The sequence below is a fragment of the Cyanobium sp. BA20m-14 genome, from assembly GCF_024346295.1.
Genome location: NZ_JAGQCR010000021.1, coordinates 1 through 22,920, shown reverse-complemented (window position 1 = coordinate 22,920; position 22,920 = coordinate 1). Strand labels below are relative to the sequence as shown.

The following is a 22,920-nucleotide window of genomic DNA, read 5'->3' as shown; positions in this document are numbered from 1 at the left end:
AGGTAGGCGCTGCCAGGGGCGAGCCAGCGCTCGAGCAGGGCGGCGGAGAGCTCCAGCTGGAGGGTTTCCTGCCAGCGCTGCCCATGCCCATCCCAGCCCCGGTCGTTCAGGGCGCGCTGGGCCGCTTGCCCACTGCCCTCGAGAAGCTCCAGCTGCTGCCGTTCCAGAGCGACGAGTTCATCCAGCAGGTTCCCCAAGGGGCCCTGGGGGGAGCCCAGCAGGGCCGCCAGCCCTGCGGCAGGCCCCAGCTGGGGGCTGCTGAACAACAGCCGCCATAGGCCTGAGGGGGCCAGCCTGGCCCCAACCACCCCAATCCAGTGCTCCACCTGGGCGGCACTGAGGCCTTGCCAGGCTTGGCGAGCCACCACCCAGTCGAAACGATCCCCGCTTTGGGCTTCCAGTTGGGTCCCAAGCGCCTCCGGACAGGTCTGGGGCACCACCAGCAGCTGGGGCTTGCTGAGGCTGTCGAGAATCTGTAGCTGGGCCGCCAACCGCTCCCGGTCGCAATCTTGAGCCACGGTGATCACCACGCCGCCCTCAGGGGTGGCGGCCAGGGGGTCGAGGGCCCAGAGCAAGGAGCGGGCCTCAAGCACCAGCACCCTGTCGGTGCGCTGCCAGCTCACCCCTTCCCAGAATCGACTTCTCAGGCTGTCGAGCCTTTCCCCTTCAGCGGCGGCCTGGCGCTGCAGCCAGCGCTCCAACTGGGGATCATCGGGGCCGCTGCTCAGCACGTCGCCCTGGTCGGCGGCCAGTTCGGCCGCGGCGGCCAGCTGGGCGGCCCGCCGCTGTTGCAACCGCTCCCGCCTCTGGCCTTCCCAACCCAGGTTGCCGGGTTGCCAGAACACCTCTCCCTGCAGCGCGTTGGGTAGGTAGTTCTGGGCGACCCAGTGCTCGGCATAGGCATGGGGATAGCGATAACCCACCCCATCGCCAAAGGCCTGGCCATCGCGGTGGGCATCGCGCAGGTGGGATGGCACCTGTTGGCGGCTGGTTTCGCGCACGCTCTTGAGGGCATCAAAGAAGCCCAGCACGCTGTTGCTCTTCTCGGCCCCCGCCAGGTAGAGCGCCGCCTGGGCCAGGGGGTAGAGGCCCTCCGGCAGGCCCACCCTCTCAAAGGCCGCCGCACAGGCTTCCACCACCACCACCGCCTGGGGATCGGCCAGGCCGATGTCTTCGCCGGCGGCGATCAGCATGCGGCGGAAGATAAAGCGGGGGTTTTCGCCGGCCTCCACCATGCGGGCCAGCCAGAAGAGGGCCGCATCCGGATCGGAGCCCCGCAGCGACTTGATGAAGGCACTGATCGTGTCGAAGTGGGCATCCCCCTGCTTGTCGTAGAGCACCGCCCGCTGTTGGATTGACTCCTCGGCGATGGTCAGGTCGATGAAGATCCGGCCGTCGGCCTGGGCCGGGGTTGTCTCCACCGCCAGCTCCAGGGCATTGAGCAGGCTGCGGGCATCGCCGCCGGCCACATCCACCAGGTGGTCGGCGGCCTCAGGGGTGATGACGATGGTGCGGTCGCCGTAGCCCACCTCCGGATCGCGCAGGGCCCGCCCCAGCAGCTGGTGCAGGTGGGGGGCTTCCAGGGGTTGCAGGCGAAACAGCCGGGAGCGGCTGACCAGGGCCTTGTTGACCTCGAAGTAGGGGTTTTCGGTGGTGGCGCCAATCAAGGTGAGCGTGCCGTTTTCCACCCAGGGCAGCAGGGCATCCTGCTGGGCGCTGTTGAAGCGGTGCACCTCATCAATGAACAGGGTGGTGCGCAGGCCGTGGCGGGCCAGGCGCTCCTTGGCCCCATCCACCTCAATTCGCAGATCCTTGACGCCGGCGAGCACGGCATTGAGGCTGCTAAAATGAGCCCGGGTGCTGCCGGCGATGATCCGGGCCAGGGTGGTTTTGCCCACCCCCGGCGGGCCGTGCAGGATCAGGTTGCCGACCCGGTCGGCGGCGATGGCCCGGCGCAGCAGCCGGCCCGGCCCCAGGATTGTCTCCTGGCCCACAAAGTCGTCGAGGGTCCGCGGCCGCAAGCGATCGGCCAGGGGCGCCACCCTGGCCAGGGTGATCTCGCGTTGATGGCTGAACAGGTCGCTCAAAGGCGCTCCAGGGATGGGGGGCACTCCCGTCGGCTGCCATCATCGGCCCGCTGGCGATACGCTCGGCCAATGGGACCTATTTGCGCCGTAGCCCGCTCTCTGCCGCTGTGGGCTGGGCTGATCGCCGCCCTGTTGGGGGGGTGCCGGCCCCAGGATGGGGCGGCAAAGCGGCTGCCCCAGGTCCAGAGTCAGCGGATTGGGACCGCTTCCTTCCAGGCCAGTTTCGACACGCTGAGCACCCTTGAAGCTGCGGCCGAAGTCAACCTGGCGGCCCAGGCCGGCGGGCGGATCCAGCGGCTGCTGGTGCGCCAGGGCGACACGGTGCGGCCGGGCCAGTTGCTGCTGGTGCTCGACCAGGCCCAGCTGCGGGCGGAGGTGGCCAGCCTGCGCGCCCAGATGCAGACCAACCAGCTCAATTACCAGCGCTACCGGGAGCTGGCTCGCCAGGGGGCCGCCAGCGCGCTGCAAAGGGATGAGTTCCGCCAGGCTTACATCGCCGCCCGCGAAGCCCTGGTGGCCCGCGAAGCCGACCTGGCCTTCAAGGATCTAAGGGCTCCGATCGCGGGAACCGTGGCCGATCTGCGGGTCAAGCAGGGAGATGTGATTCAGCCAGCGGCGGTTCTTACCCGTCTGATCAGCAACGACCGCCTGCTGGCCCGCATTGATGTCCCCGCCGCCTATGCCGACCGGGTGAGGTTGGGGCAGCGGGTGCTGCTGCTCGATCCTGCCCGCTCCGAGCCGCTGGCCCAGGGGCAGGTGAGTTCGGTGGATCCAGGCGTGAGCGCCCCAACCCAGACCCTGCTGGTTAAAGCCGCCTTTGCCAATCCCCAGGGCCGTCTGCGCAACGGCCAACGCAGTCGCACCCGGCTGGTGCTGGACCAGCGTGAGCAGCTGGCGGTGCCCTTTGCGGCGGTGACCCAGCTGGCGGGCCAGTCGTTTGTCTATGTGGTGGGCAGCCTGGCCCAGCTGGAACGGCAGCCGGGCAAGGCCCCCTTGGCCGAGTTGCGCAAGCAGCCGCCCGGTTCCCTTTTCGCCCTGCAGACTCCGGTGCAACTGGGCGAGCTGCAGGGCACTCTCTACCCGGTACGGCGCGGTGTGCAGCCGGGAGATCGGGTGATCACCGCGGGCCTGCTCAACCTGCGCCACGGGGCACCGGTGCGTCTTGCGGCCAACCCCGGCTCAAATGGTTCCTGAACAGGGCACATTCCTGCTGGTCCGTTAATTTACGAACTACTGCTCTTGCGTTGTCTTTCGCGCAGTCCCAGCGCTCTCGTTTGTGGCCCTGCTACTTGTTGCCTGTGGCAGCAAGCCCCAGGCCAGGCAGCCCTTGGCAGTCCAGACCGAAACCATCGGCGAGGCCAGTTTCAGCCCCTCGATCCAGGTAATCAGTCAGCTCAGTTCCACCACCGACGTGGCCCTCAAGCCAGAGGTGGATGGACGGGTGGTCAAGATTCTGGTCACCCAGGGGCAGCGGGTCAAAGCAGGTCAGCCGATTCTGGTGCTCGACAACGTGCAGCAGTCGGCAGCCCTCGATGCCAGCAAGGCAGAAGCGAGCAAAGACATTGTCAATGCGGAGCGCTACATCTTCTTGAATGAACAGGGCGCAGTGTCCACCAAGGACCGAGATTACTACGTCACCCAGGCGATTCAGAGCCGCGACCAGGCGCGCGCCACGGCCGCTGATCTCGGCTACAAGTACGTCACGGCTCCGATCAGTGGTGAAATCGGTGACTTAGATACCGTCAAGATCGGCGATTATGTACGTCAGGGGCAGGCGATCACCGGCATCGTTGACAACAGCGACCTCTGGACCTTGATGGATGTGCCGGCCACCCAGGCCTCCCGGGTGCAGTTGGGCCAGCCTGTGGAGCTCAAGTCCCAGGGAAATCCGCCGGTGATCAACATCGGCAAGGTGGTGTTCATATCGCCCTATTACGGCGTCAGTGGCAACCAGTCCTCACCGAACACGGTGCTGGTTAAGGCCTCTTTCCCCAACCTCACTGGCAAGCTCAAGACCGGTCAATACGTGCGCAACCGGATCATTACCGGCAATTCCCGCCAGCTCTCGGTGCCTGTGCAGGCCGTGATGATGCAGGCCCAGCAGCCCTTCGTCTACCGCGTCTTCCGCCTCAACCAGGTGCTTGCCAAGATCCGGGCCTCCACCCAGATCCCCGAAGCCCAGAAGCAGAAGCTAGAGGCGTTGCCGCCGGAGACCCCCATCGTGGTGCAGGTGCCCGTGAAGCTCGGCACCCTGGAGGGCAATCGCTACCCACTGCTCTCGGGCCTGGCGGCCGGCGACCAGGTGGTGGTTAGCAACACCGCCCTGTTGCGCACCGGCATGCCGGTCAAGCTGGCCGGTGGTGCCTCCCAGCCGGGTGTGAACTGAGGTCCACCCATGTCGCTATCAGACAAGTTCATCAAGCGGCCGGTTCTGACCACCGTTTGCAGCATTCTGATCGTGCTGATGGGCATCATCGCGATCCCAAGCCTGTCGATTGAGAACCTCCCCAACATCGCGCCACCCCTGATTCAGGTGACTGCCAACTACGGCGGGGCTAATTCCATAGTTACTGAACAGGCCGTTACCAATCCGATCTAGCAGCAGATCAACGGCGTGCCGGGTGCTGCCTATATCTCCTCCACCAGCTCGAACACCGGGCAGAGCATCATTCAGGTTTATTTCAACGAAGACACTGATATCAACATCGACCAGGTGAACGTGCAGAACCGCGTTTCCCTGGCCATGCCCCAGTTGCCGCAGCAGGTGTCGGCCACGGGGGTGTCGGTGATGCAGAGCACGCCCTCGATCCTGCTGGCCTATCAGGTCACCTCGACCGACGGACAGTTTGATTCGCCTTATATCAATGGCCTCATCTATGAGCAGCTCTATTACCAACTGGAACGGGTTCCCGGCGTCGCCCAGGTGAGCATGTTGGGCGGCAGCAATCCAGCTTTCTGGCTGTTCGTCGACCCCAACAAGCTCACGGCCAACCAATTGACCGCCGATCAGATCGTTAATGCTGTCAAGAGTCAGAACAGCGTTGCGATTGGCGGTCTGATTGGTGGCCCGCCCGCCGGAGGAAACCAGCTCTTCGCCTACCCGATCCTGGTGGCCGACAACGGCAACCTGATGTCGGTGGAGCAGCTCAACGATCTGATCGTGGGCAAGTCACCCCAGGGCAACCTGCTGCGGCTCCGGGATGTGGGTCAGGCCACCTATGGCTTCAACACCTTTGCCCAGCAGGCCGTCAGCGTTGAGGGCAACCCAGCGATCACCGTGGCGGTGTTCCAGACCCCCGAGAGCAACGCGCTGGATGTGTCGGAAGCGGTCGTGGCGGTGATGGACCAGTTCTCCCAGACCGTGCCTGCGGGTATCACCGTCAAGCAGATCTACAACATCGGCCAGTTCATTGAGTCGGCCGTAAGTGGCGTGACCGATGCCCTGGGCCTGGCGATTGTGCTCGTGCTGGTGATCCTGTTTCTGTTCCTGCAGAACTGGCGCGCCACGGTGGTTCCCAGCCTGGCGATTCCGATTTCGCTGATCGGCACCTTCGCCTTCATCAAGGCTTTTGGGTTCTCGATCAACCAGCTCACCCTGCTGGGGTTGGTGCTCGCCACCGGCCTGGTGGTGGATGACGCGATCGTGGTGATCGAGGCCGTCTCCAAGAACCTCGAGAGCGGCATGAGCCCCCGCAAGGCTGCGATGGAGTGCATGGGTACCCTGATCGGTGCGTTGATCGCCACCTCGTTGGTGTTGATGGCTGTGTTTGTGCCGGTGGCCTTCTATCCCGGTGGCATCGGCATCATCTACAAGCAATTCGCTCTCACGATCGCCTTTTCGATCGCCATCTCCACTTTCAACGCCCTGACCTTCTCGCCGATGATGTCGGCCCTGATCCTGAAGGCGGAGCAGCCTCCGAAACCGAAGGGATGGGGTTGGACGATCGGTGGTGTGGTGGTGGGTTTGGCCTTCGGTCGCTTCAGCGCCGCATCCTTTGGTGTCGGCGCCTACGTGTTCGGTGTTGTGCTGTTCGGTGTCGCCGGCAGCCGGCTGGCCTTGATTTTTGATCGCTTCAACCAGTTTTTTGCCTGGCTCCAGGCCAGTTATGCCCGGCTTTTGCAGGTACTCATCCGCAAGCGCAAATTTGTGCTGGCTGGTCTTGCCGGGGGCATCGTGCTAACCGTGCTTGCCTTTTCAGCCCTGCCTTCGGCGTTTATTCCGGAGGAAGACCAGGGCTACGGAGTGGGGATCTTCCAGCTGCAGAATGGCGCCTCCCTCAGCCTCACCCAGCAGACCGGCCTGGAGATCGCCAAGGTGCTCAAGGAGGAGCCTGACATCACGGCGGCTTCGGTGGTGAGCGGCTACGGCTTCAACGGCTCCAGCCCCGACCAGGGTGTGTTCTTCTTTGGCCTGAAGCCCCTGGAGGAGCGCAGCGGCGCCGATCAGAAAGCCCCCGCCATCGTTGCTCGGCTCAACGCCAAGCTCGCCAAGATCAGCAGTGGCCTGGTGGTTGCAGCCCAGCCCCCGGCGATTCCAGGCTTCTCGGCCCAGGGTGGCTTCTATTTCCAGTTCAACGACCTCAGCAACGGCTCCTATAGCTTCAACCAGCTTGATGCTCTGGCCCAGCAGCTGGTGGCCGCGGGTAACGCCTCGGATCAGTTTTCGTCGCTCTACACCCAGTTCATTCCCAGCGCGCCTGCCTTTGGTCTGACGATTGATCGCTCGATCATGGGTACCCTCAATGTCGACTTCCAGCAGGCCATGCAGACGATCGCCGTGCTCGCTGGCGGCAACTATTCCGGACTCACCTATGAGAACGGCCAGGTGCGCAACATCTATGTGCAGTCCGAAGCGTCGGGACGCAGCACCCTGGAGGATGTGCTCAGTTACTACGTGCGCAACCGCGACAACAAGCTGGTGCAGGTGAGCGAGTTTGCCTCGTCTGAACTCACCAGCGCCCCGCCGGTGATCAGCCACTACAACCTTTACCGAACTATTTTGATTCAGGGTGCTGAGGCAATTGGCAAGAGCTCGGGCCAGGCCCTGACTGCCATTCAGCAGATCTTCCAGAAACTGGAATTCAACAACATTGGCTATGCCTTCACGGGCCTGGCTTCGTTGCAGCTGTCAGCCGGTAATGCCAGTGTTTTGGTGTTCGGCCTGGGCATCCTGATCGTCTATCTGGTGCTGTCGGCTCAGTACGAGAGCTATGTCACCCCGGTGATCATTCTGATGACGGTGCCGTTGGCCATGCTCGGCGCCCTGGTGTTTTTGGCATTGCGCTCTATTGACCTCAACATCTATGCCCAGGTGGGTCTGGTGACCCTGATCGGCCTGGCTGCCAAGAACGGCATCCTGATCGTGGAGGTTGCAGAACAGCATCTGGAGGAGGGCATGGGCATTGCCGAGGCCGCTATGGCCGCAGCCGAATCCCGCATGCGGCCGATCCTGATGACCGCGATCGCCTCGCTGGCAGGCTTCCTGCCGCTGGTGGTGGCCACCACAGCTGGTGCCAACAGCCAGCAGTCGCTGGGCACGGTGATCTTCGGCGGCCTGCTAGTGGCCACGGTGCTTTCGCTGGGAGTTGTGCCGCCCTTCTACGTGGTGATCAAGCAGCTGGAGGAGCGCTGGTTTGGTGAGGACGGCGGTGCTGGTGGCGGCGGTGGTGATTCCAGAACCGTTGCCGTTCCCACCATCTCCGGACAAGATTGATGGCTGCTGATTCTCGCCAGTCAAAGCCAAGGGGGTTTGGACTGATGACAAGGATTGTCTATGTCCATCAGGCCATTTGTTTAACCTTCTTTGTGGCAGGGTTGCGGCTGTATTCAGTCCGTTGCATTGAGGGCCTTGTGCTCCACCGCCTGCTAGGCATTGTGATTTCGCTTGCCGTATTGCTCGCCATGTTTGGTGTTGCAAGCGGGAAGTCGCTGAAGGCTCTTTCCTGGCTACGGGTGGTTTTGTGGATTGGGGTTTTCAAGATCTTGATGGTTCAACTCTGGCTGCTTAGCCAAGGCGAAATTGACGTGGCTTCCTACGTCCGCGCGATGTTGCTCAATGAGCTGGTCGCAATTCCTCTTGCTGTGTACTGGTCTAGGCCGGCTCACTTACGTTATCTCTCTTCCATCGGTCGCACGACTGGCTCTACAGCGGCTTGAGCCCGTGGTGCCGATCGTATCGGGTGGGCCTTGATGGCCAGCAGCCCAGTGGGGCAAATTAATGAGGATTCGACAATAGGGGTCAATCTGGCTGTGCCCTTTCAGGTTGTACGCTAAAGATCATCATCCTATGGACGAGGAATATCAGTTGGGCGGCGCTCCACCCGGCCATCAAGACCCCGTTCACGGCTTCTCCCACGCTTAATAATTGCCAGCATTTGGCCAGGGTGACGTCTCCATAGCCAACTGTTGTGAATGTAATGCCCGAGAAATACAAACTTTCTTCTAGGCTGTGAATCGCGCCGACGTGGCGGTAGACCCAGGCCCATAGAAGGATCTCTAGGAATAATGTGCCTGCTGTCATGAGTGCTCCAATGGCAATCAGCAAGTGGCAGCGAATGCTGCTTGTTGAGCGCCAATTGCTGAGACGTTTTGAGTGCACACCGTCGGCCTGTATGGACGTCACCAATGTATGGATGATCGTTGTGGCCATGAACATTCCCAGCACGATGCCAGGGAGGCTACCGATCTCAGGGCAGCGCGAGAGCTGGGGTGTCGTTGGATAGCTGCTTAAAAGGATCCCGGCCGCTGCTCCTCCGGCCAGTAGCACCCATTTCGCTTTTTTCCAGCTCATTTGACAGGCCAATCCTCGAAGTCATGTGTCATGAAGGCATCATCCAATAGGTAGGGACAGCCACGCAACGTGTTGGCGGCGGATGTGGCCGTTATGCCAGCTCCAGCGCCAGGGCTCCACGGCTCGAGCCGTCTGTAAATCGGGCCGGTCGGCCAGGTACACGGGGATGAACTCGGTTGCGTAGCTGCAGGCCGGATCAACCGAACAGCCAGCGATTGAGCAGCGGGATCGTCACGAACGACGCGGCGGTGTTGATCAGGATGCAGACCGCCAGACGCTCCACATCCAGACCGACCCGATCGGCGATCACGAAGGTGAGCAGTTGGGTGGGCATGGCCCCCTCCAGCACCACGGCCTGTAGGTATGGCTGCTGCAGGCCGATCCAGCTGGCTGCGGCAAACACCACCAGCGGTGACACCAGTAACTTGATGGCACTGGCCAGCAGCAGCGGCAATGGTTGGTGGATGCGGCGGTAGCGCAGCCCCATGCCGAGCGACAGCATCATCAACCCGGTGACGGTGTTACCGAGAATCCGCGTGGCTTCCATCAGAAAGCCCGGCACCGGCACGCCACTGGCGGTCCAGGACAGGGCCAGAACGATGGCCCAGAGCGCCGGCATCGTGGCCACGGCCCGGAAGGCCTGCCGCAGCACACCGCTGCGCGGCTTGCCGCTGAAGCTCTCGCCCAGGGCCACTCCCACGCTGAGATTGAGGGGTGTGGTGGTCACCTCGCTGAGGATGGCCACCTTCGCGACCTGCAGGGAGAGCGAAGGGAATAGCCCCTGCAGCACCGGCAGCCCCAGGTAGGTGACATTGCCGAAGGCGCTGGCGAGAATCAGGGCTCCCTTTTCTTCCGAACGCAGCCCCAGGGGGCGAAAGAGCAGCACCGCCAGAGCCAGGCAGGACGCCACGCTGATCCCCATTACCAGCGGGATCTGAACCATTTCGACTCCGGTCGGCACGCTGCAGATCACCCGGAACACCAGGGCCGGCAGAAACACATTCAGCACCAGCATGCCGATGGTTCTGCGCGCGGCCTCCACATCCAGATCAAGAAACAGGTAGCGCAGCAGGCTGCCGACCAGCGCAATCAGTCCGAGAGCCAGCAGAACCTCAGTCATGCGGGGCGCTCATGCAGGTTGCTGCTGAGGGCTGCTGATCAGATGCAGTCACCTCTTAGTCACACAAAGCCAAGCAGAAATGACCTTAGGCGAATCATTCGGCAATTCGTCGGCGAGGCCTTTCCCCGGCGGATGTGCCATCGCTGCTACTTCTGGCCCATCCGCGTGGTCGCCTTTGGATCGGGAAAAGGGGCGGCTTAGGCCCAGTCCCAGGGATTGATCAATGCCAAGCCGATCTCGGCGAAGTCGTGGACGTCTCGTGTGGCTAGAGGCACCCCATTGGCCAGCGCCGTGGCCGCGATCACCGCATCGGCCGTCGCCATAGGCCGCGCCAGCCGTTCGCGTTGCCACAGCAGTTCGGCATACCAGTGGGCGGCTTCGCTGCTGAAGGACCAGATCCGGCCACTGAACAGCTCGGACACCAGCGCCTCCCAGCTCTGCCGGAGTTGCACCTGGCGTCGTCCCGCCGGTAATCGGGCCAGGCCGTGCAGGATTTCGGCCTCGTTCATGGCTGTGATCGCCACCGCCTCGGGATCAAGGCCATCGGCCCAGGCCAGCACCCCTGGATCGGGCTTTGGTCGCATCAGCTCCGAGATCACATTGGTATCGAGCAGGATCACCGCGAGCCCTTCCGGCTGAACTCAGCTGGAGAGGGCTGGGATGAACGGTCAGGCAGGTCCAGCTCCACGCCGCCGAGCTGGGCGAAGTGGGCCTGGATACGGCTGCCCAGCCCCGTGCCGTTTCCGGCAGGCTGTCTGGCTTCGATGGCGGAGCGGAGGATTCTGCGCGCTTCCTCCTCCATGGAGCGCCCCTGCCGGGCGGCCTGGATGCGGAGCTGAGCCTTGGTGTGTTCGTCGAGGTTGCGGATCGTGAGGGTGGCCATCGCTGGTGCCCGCTTGCGTTGAAAGCATTGCTGTCAACGCTAAGGCCTCAGGGTGCCACCCGCACCTCCGAGCCAGAGAGCGCCGTGGTCTGGCTGCCCGGCGCTGCCGTGATCGTGTAGACGAAGCGGCTGCCGTCCGGGCTGACGAAGCTGGTGGCCTTTTGGCCGTCGGGGTAGGTGGCCATGCCGATGCAGTCGGCGCTGACCCGGTAGGTGGCCTTCTCCACCCCACCGGAGCCATCGGAGCCCTGGTAGCTCAGCACAATGCCGCCCCGGCCGTCGTAGACCTCGCGGCCGCTCTCGGCGTAGGGCTTGCCGTTGAGCACGCCACTTTCGTTGTAGAGGTAGGTGCCTTTGAGGGTGGCGTTGCTGCAGGTGAGCGGGTTTGCCGATGCGGCCGTTGCTGCGCCCAGCCCTGCAGCCAGGGCCAGCAGCATCAGAGGGGTCCAGGCGATCCGGCCGGGACGGCGCAGCATGGAAGGCATGGTTTCGGGGCAGCACTTCAGGTATAGCCAGCCTGTGAGGTGAGGTCAGCCCTGCTTGGGCTTGACCCGGGGCGAAGATGACCCCGCTGCTGCCGCAGACCCAGGTGCTGAGCTCTTCGCTGATCGCCTTGCCCCTGCCCAATGCGCATCTGGAGGGCACGCTGCTGCCGCGGGGTTTTTTTCTCGGCCTGGGGCTGATCTATTTGGCGGCCCTGGCCGTGGATCGCCTGGCGGCGAACTGGCGATTGCCGGGTGCGGCCGCAGTGCTGCTGCTGGGCCTGCTGATTCCCACGGAGTGGTTGACCCAGGCCCAGCCCCTCGGCCCGCTGCAGGTAGAGACCCTGCATCGGGTGAGCCTGGCTCTGCTGATCTTTTACGCCGGCCTCAAGACCGACCTGCGCTGCAGCCGCGGCATGACCGCGCCAGGCCTGCGGCTGGGCTTTGGCGGCGTGTTGATCACCGTGGCGATCACGGCTCTGGCTTTGCTGTTGCTGGCGCCTCTGGTTCCGGATGGTTTGCCGCCGGCCGCCGCGGTGCTGGCGGTGTGCTGTCTGGGGGCCACCGACAGCGGCGCCATCGAGGACCTGCTGGTGGCTCTGGGCCATTCAATCCGCGGCCGCCTGAGCCATCTGCTGCAGTTCGAGGTGGCGGTGAGCACGGTGGTCACCTTGCTGGTCTTCGGGTTGGTGGCCGGTCTGCTGCAGGCCCAGCCCCATGGCGACCATCAGGCCCTGCATGGGCTGTTGGCCAGTCGCCTGCAAGAGCACCTGGGAGCTCTGGGGTTGCATCTTCTGGCCGGCCTGCTGGCCGGGCTGGTCGTGGGCGCTGTGGCGCCGCGCCTGATCGATGCCCTGGTGCGCTCCGAGCCCATGCTGCTCCTGGTGGCGGTGGCGCTGGCCTTTGTGGCCTTCGGCTTCGGCCAGCTGCTGGGGGGTGGTGGGCTGCTGGCGGTGTTCGTGGCCGGAGTGTTGCTCTCCAATGGCCGCTACCGGATCGGTCGCTTTGAGCAGCAGGCCCTGGGCCGGGTGATGCATCCGCTGAACACCGCCGCCGAAATCACGGTGCTGCTGTTGCTCGGCTTGCTGGTGAAGCCCGCCGCGCTGATCGCGGTGCTGCCGCTGGGGCTCGCGCTGGCGATCGTGGTCCCCCTGGCACGGCTGCTGGCGGTGTCGGCCCTGCTGCCGGCCGCTCGCTTCCCCTGGCCCGACCGTCTGGTGGTTGCCGGTTGCGGGCTGAGGGCGGCGGTGCCCCTGGCACTGGCGGTATCGATGACGGAAGAGCTGCCGCACTTGCGCGGCGTTGCCCCAGCGCTGGCGGAACCCCTGGGGGCTCAGCTGTTGGCGCTGATCTTTGTGGTGGTGCTGGGCGACCTGCTTCTGCAGACGGTGGTGATGCGCCGTTTGCTCGATGCGATCGCGCAGCGATGAGCGGATCAGGGCGCAGCCCAGTCCGCCAGCTGAAGCCCGTCGATCCGCTCGAACTCCCGCAGGTTGTGTGTGATCAATGTGGCCTTCAGGGCCAGCGCATGGCAAGCGATCCAGAGGTCGTTGGCCCCGATCGGGGTTCCTCGCTTCTTCAGGGCCGTCGCCTGCTCCGCATAAGCCCGGCAGATGGCCGGTCCCTCCGGGTAGAGGACCGGGACCAGGCGGGCCAGGGCGTCGAGCTGGGCCAGGGTGGCTGTGCGGCGCTGGCTGCCCTCCGCTCCTTGCAGGAGCTCGGCCCAGGTGATGAACGACATGGCGAGGCTGTCTTCAGCCGGAAGGGCATCAATCCGCGCAGCTACTTGTGGCGGACGATTTTTGATCAGATAAATGATGATGTTGGTATCGAGCAGGTGGATCACAGCGCTTCCCGCTGCTGGACCGGGAGTTTCGCTTCCTGCTGTTGAACCAGGGCAGCGACAAAATCTGGGGCAAAGCCTCCCAATACATCGAGCACTGCTTCGCCGTGCCTGGTTGGGCAAGGGTGAATCAGCAGATCGCCCTCCGCGGTGCGGGTGATCTGCACCCGATCCGTGCTGAGCCGGTACTCAGCCGGGATGCGCACGGCCTGGCTGTTGCCGTTCATGAAGACCCGGCTGGGAAGAGCCTCCATCGTGTCGATGCCGTGTGTACGCATTAGTGTAGACACCGGGTGCTGGTTCCTGCTGGCCTTGGGCTCGAGCGGATGGCGTGCCGATCGGGCAGACCGAGGATTGTGGGGCCGTGGATGCCGTCATCGGATCACGGCATCCAGGTGAACGGTCGCTACACGGCGTTCAGCACTGGTTTGCGGTGGCGCCGGTTGGTGGCTCCGCCCTGAAGGGCGAGCGCTCCACCAGCGCGGTGATGCCCAGCTGCTCGCGCCACTGAGCCAGGGGTTGCCCCCAGCCCTCCTCCCAGCGCTGGGCCAGCAGCGGCGCGCAGGCCCGGCCCAGCTCCAGGCCGAAGGCCACCGCCTGCCCCACGTCGACCTCGCTGGCAGCCGGACCCTCGAGGCAGCGATGGAGCAGATCGGCCCCCAGCAGCATTGCGCTACCGGGCCAGCGCAGCTGCATCACGTTGACGGCGCTCATCGCCGCTTCCCCGGCCGCTGTGGGCGGGCAGCCGCACACCACATGCCAGAGGTCGTGGGTGTGGCGCACCCTTTGGTGCAGCCAGGTGTCGTCGCCATCGCTGCCGGCCTGCAGCACCGGATCGGGCAGCGGCTGGCTGCCGGCACCGGCGAACCAGCTGGCGTAGGCCTGGCCAAGGCTCTCCGCAGGCAGCCCCCGCAGTTCCGACTGGCTGGGCCAGGGCCCCCAGTAGCGCTCCTGGATCAGCGCTGCGATCGCCGGGTCGCTGCGCAGGGCGGCGCGGGCGGCATCGGCCACTGGCGTGGCATAGCTGCGGGTCAGCAGATCGAAGCCATGGCCCAGGTCGTCGGGATGGGCCGCCAGGGCCGAGAGATCGGTGGCCAGGTGCAGCAGCTGGCGGCGCAGGGAGGAACGCATGGGAGCAGGGCGGGTGGGGGACCGCCGTTCAAACCTGGGACAGTTGGTAGAGATCATGCCGGCGCTGCTGGCTGGTGGGGATCGCTCGGCGGGCCAGGGCCACCTGTTCCAGATCCAGCTGGGCATGCAGCACCTGTTCCCCGCTGCCCGCCTCGGCAACCACCGTTCCCCAGGGATCCACCACCAGGGAATGGCCGTAGCTGGGATAGCCCTCGCCGTCCTCGGGCCTGGCGCTGGAGCAAGCCAGCAGGAAGCACTGGGTGTCCACGGCGCGGGCGCGCATCAGCAGGTGCCAGTGGCGGGGGCCGGTGGTGGTGTTGAAGGCGGCGGGGCAGGCGATCAAGGCGGCGCCAAGCTGCTGCTGCATCAGCAGGGCCAGCTCCGGAAAGCGGATGTCGTAACAGATCAGCAGACCCAGATTAGGCGGCTGGGCCAGCCCGGTGGCCAGCGGGTCACCGGCCCCGTCCAGCACCGTCAGCCGGTTGCCGCCCGTGAGGCTGTCGGATTCGCGGAAGCGGATGCCGCCGGGCACATCCACATCGAAAAGATGCACTTTGCGGTGTTTGGCAAGCAGACGGCCGTCGGGATCGATCACGGTGGCGGTGTTGTAGAGCCGCCCGTCGCTGCCCCGCTCGGGAATCGAGCCGGCGATCACACTCACGCCATGGCGCATCGCCAACCGCGCCACCATCGCCAGCGACGCGGACGGGCCATCCAGCAGCAGGCTGCCGGGCTCCGGCACCGGCTCGGCGTAGTCCGCGAAGCGGGCAGCCGCATAGGGGGCATTCCAGATCTCCGGCAGCATCAGCAGCTTCGGGTTGGGGGTTCCGGCCGGAGGCTGAAGCGCCCGCTCCAGCCAGGCTTCGGCGGCGCGCCGGTTGGTGGCGGGGTCCGCTCCGGGCTGCAGTTGTACCAGGGCCAGCGGCAGCAAGGTGCCGGGCGATGGTTGTCCCTCGGCCATGCCCGCCTCCGGTGCTGTTGCCTCCAGCATCGTCGCCCAGCCGTCGCCGTGAGTCTCAGCCAAACCCCAGTGGCGAAGGGGTGGAGGTAGGTGGTGGAGGTGAGGTCCAGGTTGACCGGCACGTCAAGGCAGAAACGCCCCCAGATCACTGCGGCGGGTTCGAGCGTTGCACTGGCGACAAAAGGCGCGATCAGCCGCGGCACCGAGAGGCCCCGTCCAGTGCACCTCATGGCCGGCTCTTTGCAGTGTCCCCATACGCACCTAGACGACCAAGTCAGAGGCTGTAGGGGTGCACCACACCGCCGAGGCTCAAGGGAAAATCGCGGCTGTTGCGGGTGGCAAGGGTGAGGCCATGGCAGGTGGCCGTCGCCAGGATGATCGCGTCGGGCACCTTGAGCCCGTGCCGCTGGCGTATCTGCACCGTTTCCCTGGCAATCGCCTGATCGAGCGCGATGCGAGGAAAGCTCTCCAGCCAGGGTTCGAGCCGCTCGGCTTCCCCATCCCGGCTACCCACAAGCACCTCGATCCAAGTAATCACGCTGATGGCGCTCTGGGGCTGTTGCTCTAGCCAGCGCAGGGCCGGCTCTTGTCCGCGCAGCACGTCAATCAGGATGTTGGTGTCCAGCAGCAGCATCAGCGGCCTGCCCACTCCTGGCGCAAGCTGTCCTCGATGGAGAGGGCATCCTCGGGCCGGTCATGCCAGAGGCCGAAGACCTGGCGATGTTGTGGCTGTTGCTGCTGCAACCAGAGGCGCAACGCCTCCCGCATTGCCTCGGCGCGGGAAATCCCCCGCTGCCGGCAGTGGGCATCGAGCTGATCACGCTCCGGTTCCGGCAGATCCACGATCGTGCGCATGGTGATAACGCAATCTGATAACGGCATCGTAAGGCCGGTTGGTCAGAAGCATCAGCTCTGGGAGCAAGCTCAGAGCAGGGGTGCCGTTGGACGCAGCAGATGTGACACCACCTGACCGGCCGAGGCGCCATGCCGCCGCGCCAGCATCCTTCGGGAGGATGATGAAGGTGTCGCACAACCGATTCAGCCACTGCTCAATCTCGGCCGCTTTGGTGGGTTCTGGTCGTGGCTGAGCTCGATGCCGGCCTGGATTTCGCTGCGGCCATCGCCGTGTAACTGATCACTCCCGTGGGTAGTGCAGCGTCACCGGTTCGGGGTTATCGATGTCGTAGTCGAGCAGATCAGCCGGCAGGCCCACCTGCGACTCGCGCGGGTACAGGCTGAAATCCTCGATCCGCTTGAACAGCGGCAACAGCACCCGCGCCAGGGCGTTGGGGGCGCCATAGAAGAAGGAGTGGTGCCCGAGCAGGAATTCGGTGGTGCCCGCGCCCGCCACCTGCTGCTGCCTGTGCAGAAAGGCGCGCAGCTGTTGCCGCTCATCGGGGCTGAGCTGCGGATGGGCGATCACGGCGAAGTCGCGGCCGGCCGCCACCAGGCCGGCGCGGCGCCAGTCGAGGCTGGAGAGGGCGGTGATCAGGGCCTGCCGCTCGGGCGCGAAATCCACGCAGGTGAGTTGCTGCTCCTCGATCGCCATCACCTGCTCCAAGTCGCGGCGTTGCAGCAGCTTCCATTTGTGGCGGGCGTCGTCGTGGACGACGATCGCTGCCAGCCGAACCCGTGCGTAGCGCTGCAGCAGGGCGCGGTTGGCGGCGCTGCGGGCCACGAAGGTGAACAGGAACTGGGAGCCGGTGCCGATGTAGTCGTCGAGGATTACCAGGGCCCGGCGTTGATCGGGCGCAGGCGGATTGGCCTGCAGGCCTTCGATGTTGTGAAAGCAGGTCACCGGCAGGCGGTTGGCCTTGCGGTAGAGGTAGGAGATCAGATCGCCGCTCTTGCACACGAAGGCGCGCGTGAAGTCGATGTCGCTGCAGCGCTCCACATCGAACCCATCCTCGGCCAGGTCGATGCAGAGTCGTTCGTGCAATAGGCGGCACTCGCGGATCAGCCGCGCCCAGCCGTGCATCTGCATGCACTCCAGCAGCCGCAGGGCGATCGGCTGATCGCCGGCGTCGAACTGCTCGATCCAGCGGCCGAGGGAGGGGCGGGTGATCTCGGCTTCGTTCCAGGTCTCGGCCAGGCCATCCAGACGGTGGGCGAGGGGGTTGCTCATCAGCTTTCTGCAACCCCTTGAGTCTGATGGCCCCAGTGGCTGACGATATCTAGGGTGAGGAAAGAGCCAGAGGCCTGGGTCGCCATGGGTTACCGCAGCGTCTACACCACTCCAAGGGACGCAGCCGGCTTGCTGAGTCAAGCTGCTTGAGCTGATTGTTCGCTGCGACTAGGTTTAAGTCATTCAGATGCGCCCATCCCGAATGGTTGATGGGATGGATGCCATTACCAGATCCGCCAACAGGTCGCTGCGCCCCTTCCTGATCGCTCTGGTGGCGGCGGTGCTGCTCAATTTGGGGCTGCGGCTGCGCATCTTCGAGCATGTGCTCCGTGCCCATCAGAGTGCTCCTTGGCTAATGGGTGTAATTGCGCGCGGTTTGTTGGTGGTGTTTGCTGCGTTGCTGGTGGCGTTCTGGTGGCTGCTGCTGGTGCGCTTGCTCCCAGAATTTCGCCGGGGACTGGCGCCGAGCCGACGGCAACTGGCATCCCTGGTGTGGCTGGCCTCCGGTATGGCTGCGAACAATCTGCTCTCCGAGAATATCGCCATCTATAGGCTGAATCTGTCCTCCTACACATTGCTGATAGATGCCTTGATGCTCTATCTCAGCATCAACCTGACCTTCCTATTCTGGTATTGGTTTGTCGATAATCCACCCCGGCGCCTGGGCGCTCTCTGGGAGCAGTCGAGTTCAGCCGCGTTGACCACGCCCTATGGCATCGTATTCCCAGAAGAAACACTTGAGCGTGATGTGTTGCGGTCGGATCGTTGGCAGCCTGAGTTCATGGATTATGCCTACTTCACAATTCTGAGCAGCAACTGTTTTGGTCCTCCGGAGGGGCACCTGCTAGTGGGTCGACCGATCAAGGTGTTGCACAGTGTGCACAGCCTCGCCATGATCACCGTATTCATTGTGATTCTAGCCAGGGCGATTAACACCCTCAATTGAGCCCCTCTATGGTGCCCGTTTGAGTAGGGCTCCTCCTGTGAGCGGATAACTTTGCTTGACCCAGCTGATTGCCGTCCCTAGGTTGAAGTGGTTTTGAAGCCCATCGTGCGCCGTTCAGTGCAGCCCAGGCATCCTGCTTCCCTGGTGCCGATGCTGGCGTTTCCGGTGCTTCCGGTGCTTTTGGCCATCCTTGTCGGCTGCGTCAAACCACCGCCACCGCCGCCACAGCCCACCTTTTCTCTGACCAGTCCGGCGCGCCAGGCCTTCACCGATCAGGCCACCTACCAGAGCACCCTCGAATCGATAGCCAACGTGCCGCTGGCCGCTGAGATCGACGGCCGCATTGTGGCGATGTCGATGCGCGAGGGCCAGATGGTGCGGCCGGGGGAGCTGCTGTTCCGGCTCGATCAAATTCAGCAGCAGGCCAGCCTGGCTGCCGATGCGGCGGAGGCCCGTAAGGATCGTTTCAATGCCGAGCGCTACATCTTTCTCAATGAGCAGGGCGCCGTCTCAACCAAGCAACGCGATGCCTATGTCACCCAAGCCATCTCCAGTGATGAGAAAGTTAGGGCGAGCTCAGCCACGCTGGCCTACAAGGATGTGAAGGCACCGATCGCCGGCATGGTGGGTGACATTCAGCACAAGCTGGGGGCGGTGGTGCGCCAGGGCGAAACCATCACTAACATCGTTGACAATCGCAGCCTCTGGGTGAGGTTGGATGTGCCAGGCGAGCTGGCCTATCGAGTACGGCTGGGCATGCCGGTGGAGCTGCAGGCGCCCGACAAGCCGGCGCTGAAGGCGATCGGCAAGGTGACATTTATCGCCCCGTCGCTCGATCGGCGCACCCAGACGCTGCTGGTGAAGGCCACCTTCGAGAACCCCGATGGCGCCCTGCGCGATCAGCAGCGCGTGCAGGCCAGCCTGCGCTTCGGCCGTGAGCAGAAGCTGGCGATTCCCCAGGCCGCGGTGTTGCTGCAGGCGGGGCAGACGTTTGTGTTCCGGGCGGTGCAGCCCGCTGAAGCCCAGCGCCTGATCGGCGCACCGATCACACCGGCCCCCTCGGCAGGTGCCCTGGTGGCGGTGCAGACGCCCGTGACCCTAGGCAGCCTGCAGGGAGGTCGCTTCGCCGTAATCAAAGGGCTTAGTTCCAGCGATGCAGTGGTTCTGGGCAATCTGGCCCAGCTGCGCAGCGGCATGGTGATCCCGCGGCGATGAGCCTTTCTGACACCTTCATCCGCCGGCCGGTGCTCAGCACCGTGTGCAGCATCCTGATCCTTATGGCCGGGGTGATCTCGCTGCCGCTGCTGCCGATCGAGAACCTGCCGAATATCGCGCCGCCCACAATCCAGGTGACGGCCAACCTGCCCGGGGCGGATGCGCTCACGGTGGAAAGTGCCGTAACCGGCCCGCTCGAGGAGCAGATAAATGGCGCTCCGGGGATGGATTACATCAGCTCCAACAGCACCAGCCAGGGCGTCAGCCAGATCAATGTGGTGTTCAAGGCCGGCACCGATGCCGATATAGATCAGGTGAATGTGCTGAACCGGGTGCAGACCGCCTCGGCCCAGCTGCCTGAGCAGGTGAACTCCCAGGGAGTAACGGTGCAGCAGACGGCCACCAGCTATCTGCTGGTGTACAACCTCACCTCCACAGAAGGGCAGTTCAGCCGTGAATACCTCAACGGCCTCTATCAGCTCAACCTCGCCTATCCGCTCAGCCGGGCCGAGGGCGTGGGCCAGGTGACGGTGTTCGGCGCCAGTGACCCCGCCTATAAACTATGGGTGGATCCTGCCAAGCTCAGCCGCTTCAACCTCACGATTCTGGATGTGGAGAACGCCTTGCGCTCCCAGAACCAGATCGTGGTGGGCGGAAGCATCGGCGGCCCGCCGGCATCTGCCAACAATCCCACCAACCTGCCGGTGCTGGTGCAGGGCAACCTGCGCACGGTGGAGGAGTTCGAAAACCTGGTGCTTACCCGCGGCCCCTCGGGCATGGTCAGCGACAGCGGCCCCGATGGCAGCCTGATCCGACTGCGCGATGTGGGCCGGGCGGAGTACGCCTTTCAGAACTTCAACCAGGCGGCAATCAACCTCATCACTGGCCACCCCTGCGTGGGCTTCGGGGTGATCCAGCTGCCGGGCAGCAATGCGATCACCACCGCCGAAGCGGTGGACCAGGTGCTAACTCAATTCCGCAGCACCTTGCCGCCGGCCGTGAAGTTGGAGAAGGTGTTCGACCAGACCGATTTCATCAATGCCTCGATCTTTGGGGCGCTGGATGCGCTACGCGATGCCGTTGTGCTGGTGTTATTGATAATCTTCCTGTTCCTGCAGGATTGGAAGGCCACGATGGTGCCGGCCCTGGCCCTGCCGATTGCGCTGCTGGGGGCGATGATCTTCGTCAAGGCGTTTGGCTTTTCGATCAACGAACTCACCCTGCTGGGGGTGATCCTGGCCACCGGCCTGGTGGTGGACGACGCCATTGTTGTAGTGGAGGCGGTTGAGGCCCGTATCGAGGCAGGCGATAAGCCCTTCGCTGCGGCCTCCAATGCGATGAAAGAGTTGACGGGCGCGATCCTCGCCACGGCCCTCGTTTTGCTGGCGGTGTTCATTCCCGTCACCTTTTTCCCCGGCGCCACCGGAGTGATTTACCGCCAGTTTGCCCTTACGATCGTGTTCTCAATCCTGGTGAGCACCTTTAACGCCATCAGCGGCAAGCCGTTGCAGTCGGCCCTGCTGCTGGGGGGCGGCAAGACCAACCCCACCGGGCGTGGATGGACGCTGATTGGTGGAGCCTTCGGCGCCGCCTACGGCTACCTCTTCGGCGGCTGGGTGTGGCTGTTGTTGTTCGGCGCTCTGGGGGCGCTGGTGGGCACCTACCTCAAGCCGATCTTCTCTGGGTTTAACACCCAGTTCGATCGCATGGCAGCTGCCTATGGGCGGCTGCTGGAGCGGGCCATTCGAGGCCGACGGCTTCTAGTGAGCGCCGTGCTGGGCGGGGTGGTGCTTACCGGTGTGGCCTTTATTGCCATCCCCTCAGGCTTCGTGCCCACCGAAGATCAGGGCTACGGCCTTGGCATTATCCAGCTGCCACCCCAGGCTTCGCTGGAGCAGACGATGAAGGTGGCCGATCAGGCCCGCCAGATCCTGGCGCAGGAGCCTGAAATCGTGAGCGGCGAGTTGATCGGCGGGGCCGGTTTCAACGGCGGTGCTCTCAATCAGGGCCTGTTCTTCTTTGGGTTAAAGCCGATCGAGGAGCGCAGCTCTGCTGATCAATCAGCCCGGGCGGTGGTGCAGCGGCTCAACCACCAGTTCCAGAGGATCGAGGGGGCCAAGGTAATGGCCCAACAGCCTGCTGCGGTTCCCGGCTTCAGCGCCCAGGGCGGGCTCTCATTTCAGTTCAACGACCTAAGTAATGGCGGCTACAGCCCCACCGATCTGTTGGTCATGGCTAACCAGCTGATCGATAAGGCCAAGGCCAGCGGCTTCTTTTATAACCTCTACACCCAGTTTGTGAGTGATGCCCCGGTGTGGCGAATCGAGCCCGACCGCGACCGTATGGCTTCTCTGCAGGTGGATTTCGGCACGGCGATGAAGGTCCTAGGGGCGGTTAACGGTGGGGCGTTCGTGAATCAGACCTACGAGAACGGCCAATACCGCCAGGTTTATGTGCAGGCCGAGGGCAGCAGGCGCGAAACCCTCGACAGCCTGAAGAATCTCTACGTTCCCGCAGCCGGTGGCGCCCAGATCCCGCTGCTGAATCTGGTGACGGTTCGGCTCGACAGCGCCCCGCCGATCATCAGCCACTTTGATCTCAACCGCACGGTGCTGATCCAGGGCTTCGAGGCGATCGGCAAGAGCACCGGCCAGGCGATTGATACGCTCACGGCCACTTTCCAACGGCTGAACTTCACCAACATCGGCATGGACTGGTCGGCCCTGAGCCGCTCCGAGGTGGCGGCCGGTTCACTGGCGGCGCTGGTGTTTGCCCTGGGCCTGGTGGTGGTTTATTTGGTGCTCTCGGCCCAGTACGGCAGCTACATCGATCCGCTGGTGATCCTGATGACGGTGCCGCTGGCAATCCTGGGCGCGTTGCTTTTCCTGGTGCTCAACAAGCAGGTGAACAATGTCTACGCCCAGGTGGGTCTGGTGACCTTGATCGGCCTGGCGGCCAAGAACGGAATCCTGATCGTGGACCTGGCCAATCAGCGCATGGAGGCGGGCCTGTCGGACGTGGAGGCGGCGATGGGGGCGGCCCAGTCGCGCCTGCGGCCGATTCTGATGACTGCCTCAGCTGCACTTTCCGGCTTCTTCCCGCTGGTGGTGGCAAGCGGTGCCGGCGCCATGAGCCAGCGCTCGATCGGCTCGGTGATCTTCGGTGGGCTGCTGGTGGCTACGGCGATGAGCCTGTTCGTGGTGCCGGCCTTCTATGTATTGATGAAACGGCTGGAGGCAAGCTGGTTCCCGGCCAGTGCCAGCAATCCCTCCATCCCTGCTTACTGATGCCCCTGACCCATCCGCCCGGATACCAGCCGCCGCGCCAGAGTCAGGTG

At 64.1% G+C, this 22,920-nt stretch carries 20 protein-coding genes and 1 pseudogene; 8 read left to right on the top strand and 13 right to left on the bottom strand.

Features of this window, described 5'->3' with window-relative positions; all coding sequences use genetic code 11:
- Positions 1 to 2,087 (bottom strand): AAA family ATPase (locus tag KBZ07_RS03635; RefSeq protein ID WP_254930337.1); only part of this gene is annotated, 2,087 nt, incomplete at its 3' end.
- A gap of 69 nt (positions 2,088 to 2,156) precedes the next feature.
- On the opposite strand from KBZ07_RS03635, the gene KBZ07_RS03630 reads away from it, so the two are divergent.
- The 4 genes and pseudogenes from KBZ07_RS03630 to KBZ07_RS03615 all read left to right on the top strand — a co-directional run bounded on the left by KBZ07_RS03630 (position 2,157) and on the right by KBZ07_RS03615 (position 8,243).
- Positions 2,157 to 3,281, top strand: coding sequence for an efflux RND transporter periplasmic adaptor subunit (locus KBZ07_RS03630; RefSeq protein ID WP_254930336.1), 1,125 nt, complete (start codon positions 2,157 to 2,159; stop codon positions 3,279 to 3,281).
- 82 nt (positions 3,282 to 3,363) lie between these two features.
- Positions 3,364 to 4,473, top strand: coding sequence for an efflux RND transporter periplasmic adaptor subunit (locus tag KBZ07_RS03625; protein WP_254930335.1), 1,110 nt, complete (start codon positions 3,364 to 3,366; stop codon positions 4,471 to 4,473).
- A gap of 9 nt (positions 4,474 to 4,482) precedes the next feature.
- Positions 4,483 to 7,800, top strand: a pseudogene (locus tag KBZ07_RS03620) (efflux RND transporter permease subunit).
- Positions 7,800 to 8,243 (top strand): hypothetical protein, encoded by a 444-nt coding sequence (locus tag KBZ07_RS03615; RefSeq protein WP_254930334.1) that lies wholly within the window; start codon positions 7,800 to 7,802, stop codon positions 8,241 to 8,243. The pseudogene KBZ07_RS03620 and the gene KBZ07_RS03615 overlap by 1 nt, the downstream one beginning before the upstream one ends.
- An 82-nt stretch (positions 8,244 to 8,325) precedes the next feature.
- Here the strand turns inward: KBZ07_RS03615 and KBZ07_RS03610 are convergent, their stop codons facing one another.
- From KBZ07_RS03610 to KBZ07_RS03590, 5 genes are all read right to left on the bottom strand, one after another.
- Positions 8,326 to 8,877, bottom strand: coding sequence for a potassium channel family protein (locus KBZ07_RS03610; RefSeq protein WP_254930333.1), 552 nt, complete (start codon positions 8,875 to 8,877; stop codon positions 8,326 to 8,328).
- Positions 8,878 to 9,073: 196 nt separating this feature from the next.
- A complete protein-coding gene (locus KBZ07_RS03605) occupies positions 9,074 to 9,997 on the bottom strand; it encodes an AEC family transporter (RefSeq protein WP_254930332.1) in 924 nt (307 codons plus the stop codon).
- 197 nt (positions 9,998 to 10,194) lie between these two features.
- Positions 10,195 to 10,617 (bottom strand): type II toxin-antitoxin system VapC family toxin, encoded by a 423-nt coding sequence (locus KBZ07_RS03600; protein WP_254930331.1) that lies wholly within the window; start codon positions 10,615 to 10,617, stop codon positions 10,195 to 10,197.
- Positions 10,614 to 10,880, bottom strand: coding sequence for a FitA-like ribbon-helix-helix domain-containing protein (locus tag KBZ07_RS03595; RefSeq protein WP_254930330.1), 267 nt, complete (start codon positions 10,878 to 10,880; stop codon positions 10,614 to 10,616). Before KBZ07_RS03595 ends, KBZ07_RS03600 begins: the two co-directional genes overlap by 4 nt.
- A gap of 47 nt (positions 10,881 to 10,927) precedes the next feature.
- Positions 10,928 to 11,365 carry a hypothetical protein gene (locus KBZ07_RS03590; RefSeq protein ID WP_254930329.1) on the bottom strand — a complete coding sequence of 146 codons (438 nt, stop codon included), beginning with the start codon at positions 11,363 to 11,365 and terminating at the stop codon, positions 10,928 to 10,930.
- 77 nt (positions 11,366 to 11,442) lie between these two features.
- On the opposite strand from KBZ07_RS03590, the gene KBZ07_RS03585 reads away from it, so the two are divergent.
- The gene (locus tag KBZ07_RS03585) at positions 11,443 to 12,792 is read left to right on the top strand and encodes a cation:proton antiporter (RefSeq protein ID WP_254930328.1); all 1,350 of its coding nucleotides are present in this window, start codon (positions 11,443 to 11,445) and stop codon (positions 12,790 to 12,792) included.
- Between the two features lie 5 nt (positions 12,793 to 12,797).
- Here the strand turns inward: KBZ07_RS03585 and KBZ07_RS03580 are convergent, their stop codons facing one another.
- The 7 genes from KBZ07_RS03580 to KBZ07_RS03550 form a co-directional block, all read right to left on the bottom strand.
- Positions 12,798 to 13,208 carry a type II toxin-antitoxin system VapC family toxin gene (locus tag KBZ07_RS03580; RefSeq protein ID WP_254930327.1) on the bottom strand — a complete coding sequence of 137 codons (411 nt, stop codon included), beginning with the start codon at positions 13,206 to 13,208 and terminating at the stop codon, positions 12,798 to 12,800.
- On the bottom strand, positions 13,205 to 13,483 hold the full coding sequence (locus KBZ07_RS03575) for an antitoxin (RefSeq protein WP_254930326.1): 279 nt from the start codon (positions 13,481 to 13,483) through the stop codon (positions 13,205 to 13,207). The genes KBZ07_RS03580 and KBZ07_RS03575 overlap by 4 nt, the downstream gene beginning before the upstream one ends.
- 139 nt (positions 13,484 to 13,622) lie before the next feature.
- Complete coding sequence (locus KBZ07_RS03570; RefSeq protein ID WP_254930325.1) at positions 13,623 to 14,336, bottom strand: Coq4 family protein; 714 nt, start codon at positions 14,334 to 14,336, stop codon at positions 13,623 to 13,625.
- Between the two features lie 28 nt (positions 14,337 to 14,364).
- Complete coding sequence (locus KBZ07_RS03565; protein WP_254930324.1) at positions 14,365 to 15,360, bottom strand: carbon-nitrogen hydrolase family protein; 996 nt, start codon at positions 15,358 to 15,360, stop codon at positions 14,365 to 14,367.
- A 211-nt stretch (positions 15,361 to 15,571) separates the two neighbouring features.
- Positions 15,572 to 15,931 carry a type II toxin-antitoxin system VapC family toxin gene (locus KBZ07_RS03560; RefSeq protein ID WP_254930323.1) on the bottom strand — a complete coding sequence of 120 codons (360 nt, stop codon included), beginning with the start codon at positions 15,929 to 15,931 and terminating at the stop codon, positions 15,572 to 15,574.
- On the bottom strand, positions 15,931 to 16,152 hold the full coding sequence (locus KBZ07_RS03555; RefSeq protein WP_254930322.1) for a ribbon-helix-helix domain-containing protein: 222 nt from the start codon (positions 16,150 to 16,152) through the stop codon (positions 15,931 to 15,933). The genes KBZ07_RS03560 and KBZ07_RS03555 overlap by 1 nt, the downstream gene beginning before the upstream one ends.
- A gap of 280 nt (positions 16,153 to 16,432) precedes the next feature.
- Positions 16,433 to 17,422 carry a hypothetical protein gene (locus tag KBZ07_RS03550; RefSeq protein ID WP_254930321.1) on the bottom strand — a complete coding sequence of 330 codons (990 nt, stop codon included), beginning with the start codon at positions 17,420 to 17,422 and terminating at the stop codon, positions 16,433 to 16,435.
- A 214-nt stretch (positions 17,423 to 17,636) separates the two neighbouring features.
- On the opposite strand from KBZ07_RS03550, the gene KBZ07_RS03545 reads away from it, so the two are divergent.
- The 3 genes from KBZ07_RS03545 (at position 17,637) to KBZ07_RS03535 (ending at position 22,870) form a co-directional block, all read left to right on the top strand.
- On the top strand, positions 17,637 to 18,368 hold the full coding sequence (locus KBZ07_RS03545; protein WP_254930320.1) for a hypothetical protein: 732 nt from the start codon (positions 17,637 to 17,639) through the stop codon (positions 18,366 to 18,368).
- Between the two features lie 150 nt (positions 18,369 to 18,518).
- Positions 18,519 to 19,583 (top strand): efflux RND transporter periplasmic adaptor subunit, encoded by a 1,065-nt coding sequence (locus KBZ07_RS03540; protein ID WP_254930319.1) that lies wholly within the window; start codon positions 18,519 to 18,521, stop codon positions 19,581 to 19,583.
- On the top strand, positions 19,580 to 22,870 hold the full coding sequence (locus tag KBZ07_RS03535; protein WP_254930318.1) for an efflux RND transporter permease subunit: 3,291 nt from the start codon (positions 19,580 to 19,582) through the stop codon (positions 22,868 to 22,870). Before KBZ07_RS03540 ends, KBZ07_RS03535 begins: the two co-directional genes overlap by 4 nt.
- Positions 22,871 to 22,920 lie beyond the last annotated feature (50 nt).

What these genes read in the sequence shown, in the direction of transcription:
- KBZ07_RS03555 (WP_254930322.1), bottom strand. Translation starts at nt 16,152, where the DNA reads ATGCGCACGATCGTGGATCTGCCGGAACCGGAGCGTGATCAGCTCGAT.
- KBZ07_RS03560 (WP_254930323.1), bottom strand. Translation starts at nt 15,931, where the DNA reads ATGCTGCTGCTGGACACCAACATCCTGATTGACGTGCTGCGCGGACAA.
- KBZ07_RS03550 (WP_254930321.1), bottom strand. Translation starts at nt 17,422, where the DNA reads ATGAGCAACCCCCTCGCCCACCGTCTGGATGGCCTGGCCGAGACCTGG.
- KBZ07_RS03570 (WP_254930325.1), bottom strand. Translation starts at nt 14,336, where the DNA reads ATGCGTTCCTCCCTGCGCCGCCAGCTGCTGCACCTGGCCACCGATCTC.
- KBZ07_RS03630 (WP_254930336.1), top strand. Translation starts at nt 2,157, where the DNA reads ATGGGACCTATTTGCGCCGTAGCCCGCTCTCTGCCGCTGTGGGCTGGG.
- KBZ07_RS03540 (WP_254930319.1), top strand. Translation starts at nt 18,519, where the DNA reads ATGCTGGCGTTTCCGGTGCTTCCGGTGCTTTTGGCCATCCTTGTCGGC.
- KBZ07_RS03610 (WP_254930333.1), bottom strand. Translation starts at nt 8,877, where the DNA reads ATGAGCTGGAAAAAAGCGAAATGGGTGCTACTGGCCGGAGGAGCAGCG.
- KBZ07_RS03605 (WP_254930332.1), bottom strand. Translation starts at nt 9,997, where the DNA reads ATGACTGAGGTTCTGCTGGCTCTCGGACTGATTGCGCTGGTCGGCAGC.
- KBZ07_RS03615 (WP_254930334.1), top strand. Translation starts at nt 7,800, where the DNA reads ATGGCTGCTGATTCTCGCCAGTCAAAGCCAAGGGGGTTTGGACTGATG.
- KBZ07_RS03595 (WP_254930330.1), bottom strand. Translation starts at nt 10,880, where the DNA reads ATGGCCACCCTCACGATCCGCAACCTCGACGAACACACCAAGGCTCAG.
- KBZ07_RS03535 (WP_254930318.1), top strand. Translation starts at nt 19,580, where the DNA reads ATGAGCCTTTCTGACACCTTCATCCGCCGGCCGGTGCTCAGCACCGTG.
- KBZ07_RS03545 (WP_254930320.1), top strand. Translation starts at nt 17,637, where the DNA reads ATGGATGCCATTACCAGATCCGCCAACAGGTCGCTGCGCCCCTTCCTG.
- KBZ07_RS03590 (WP_254930329.1), bottom strand. Translation starts at nt 11,365, where the DNA reads ATGCCTTCCATGCTGCGCCGTCCCGGCCGGATCGCCTGGACCCCTCTG.
- KBZ07_RS03585 (WP_254930328.1), top strand. Translation starts at nt 11,443, where the DNA reads ATGACCCCGCTGCTGCCGCAGACCCAGGTGCTGAGCTCTTCGCTGATC.
- KBZ07_RS03575 (WP_254930326.1), bottom strand. Translation starts at nt 13,483, where the DNA reads ATGCGTACACACGGCATCGACACGATGGAGGCTCTTCCCAGCCGGGTC.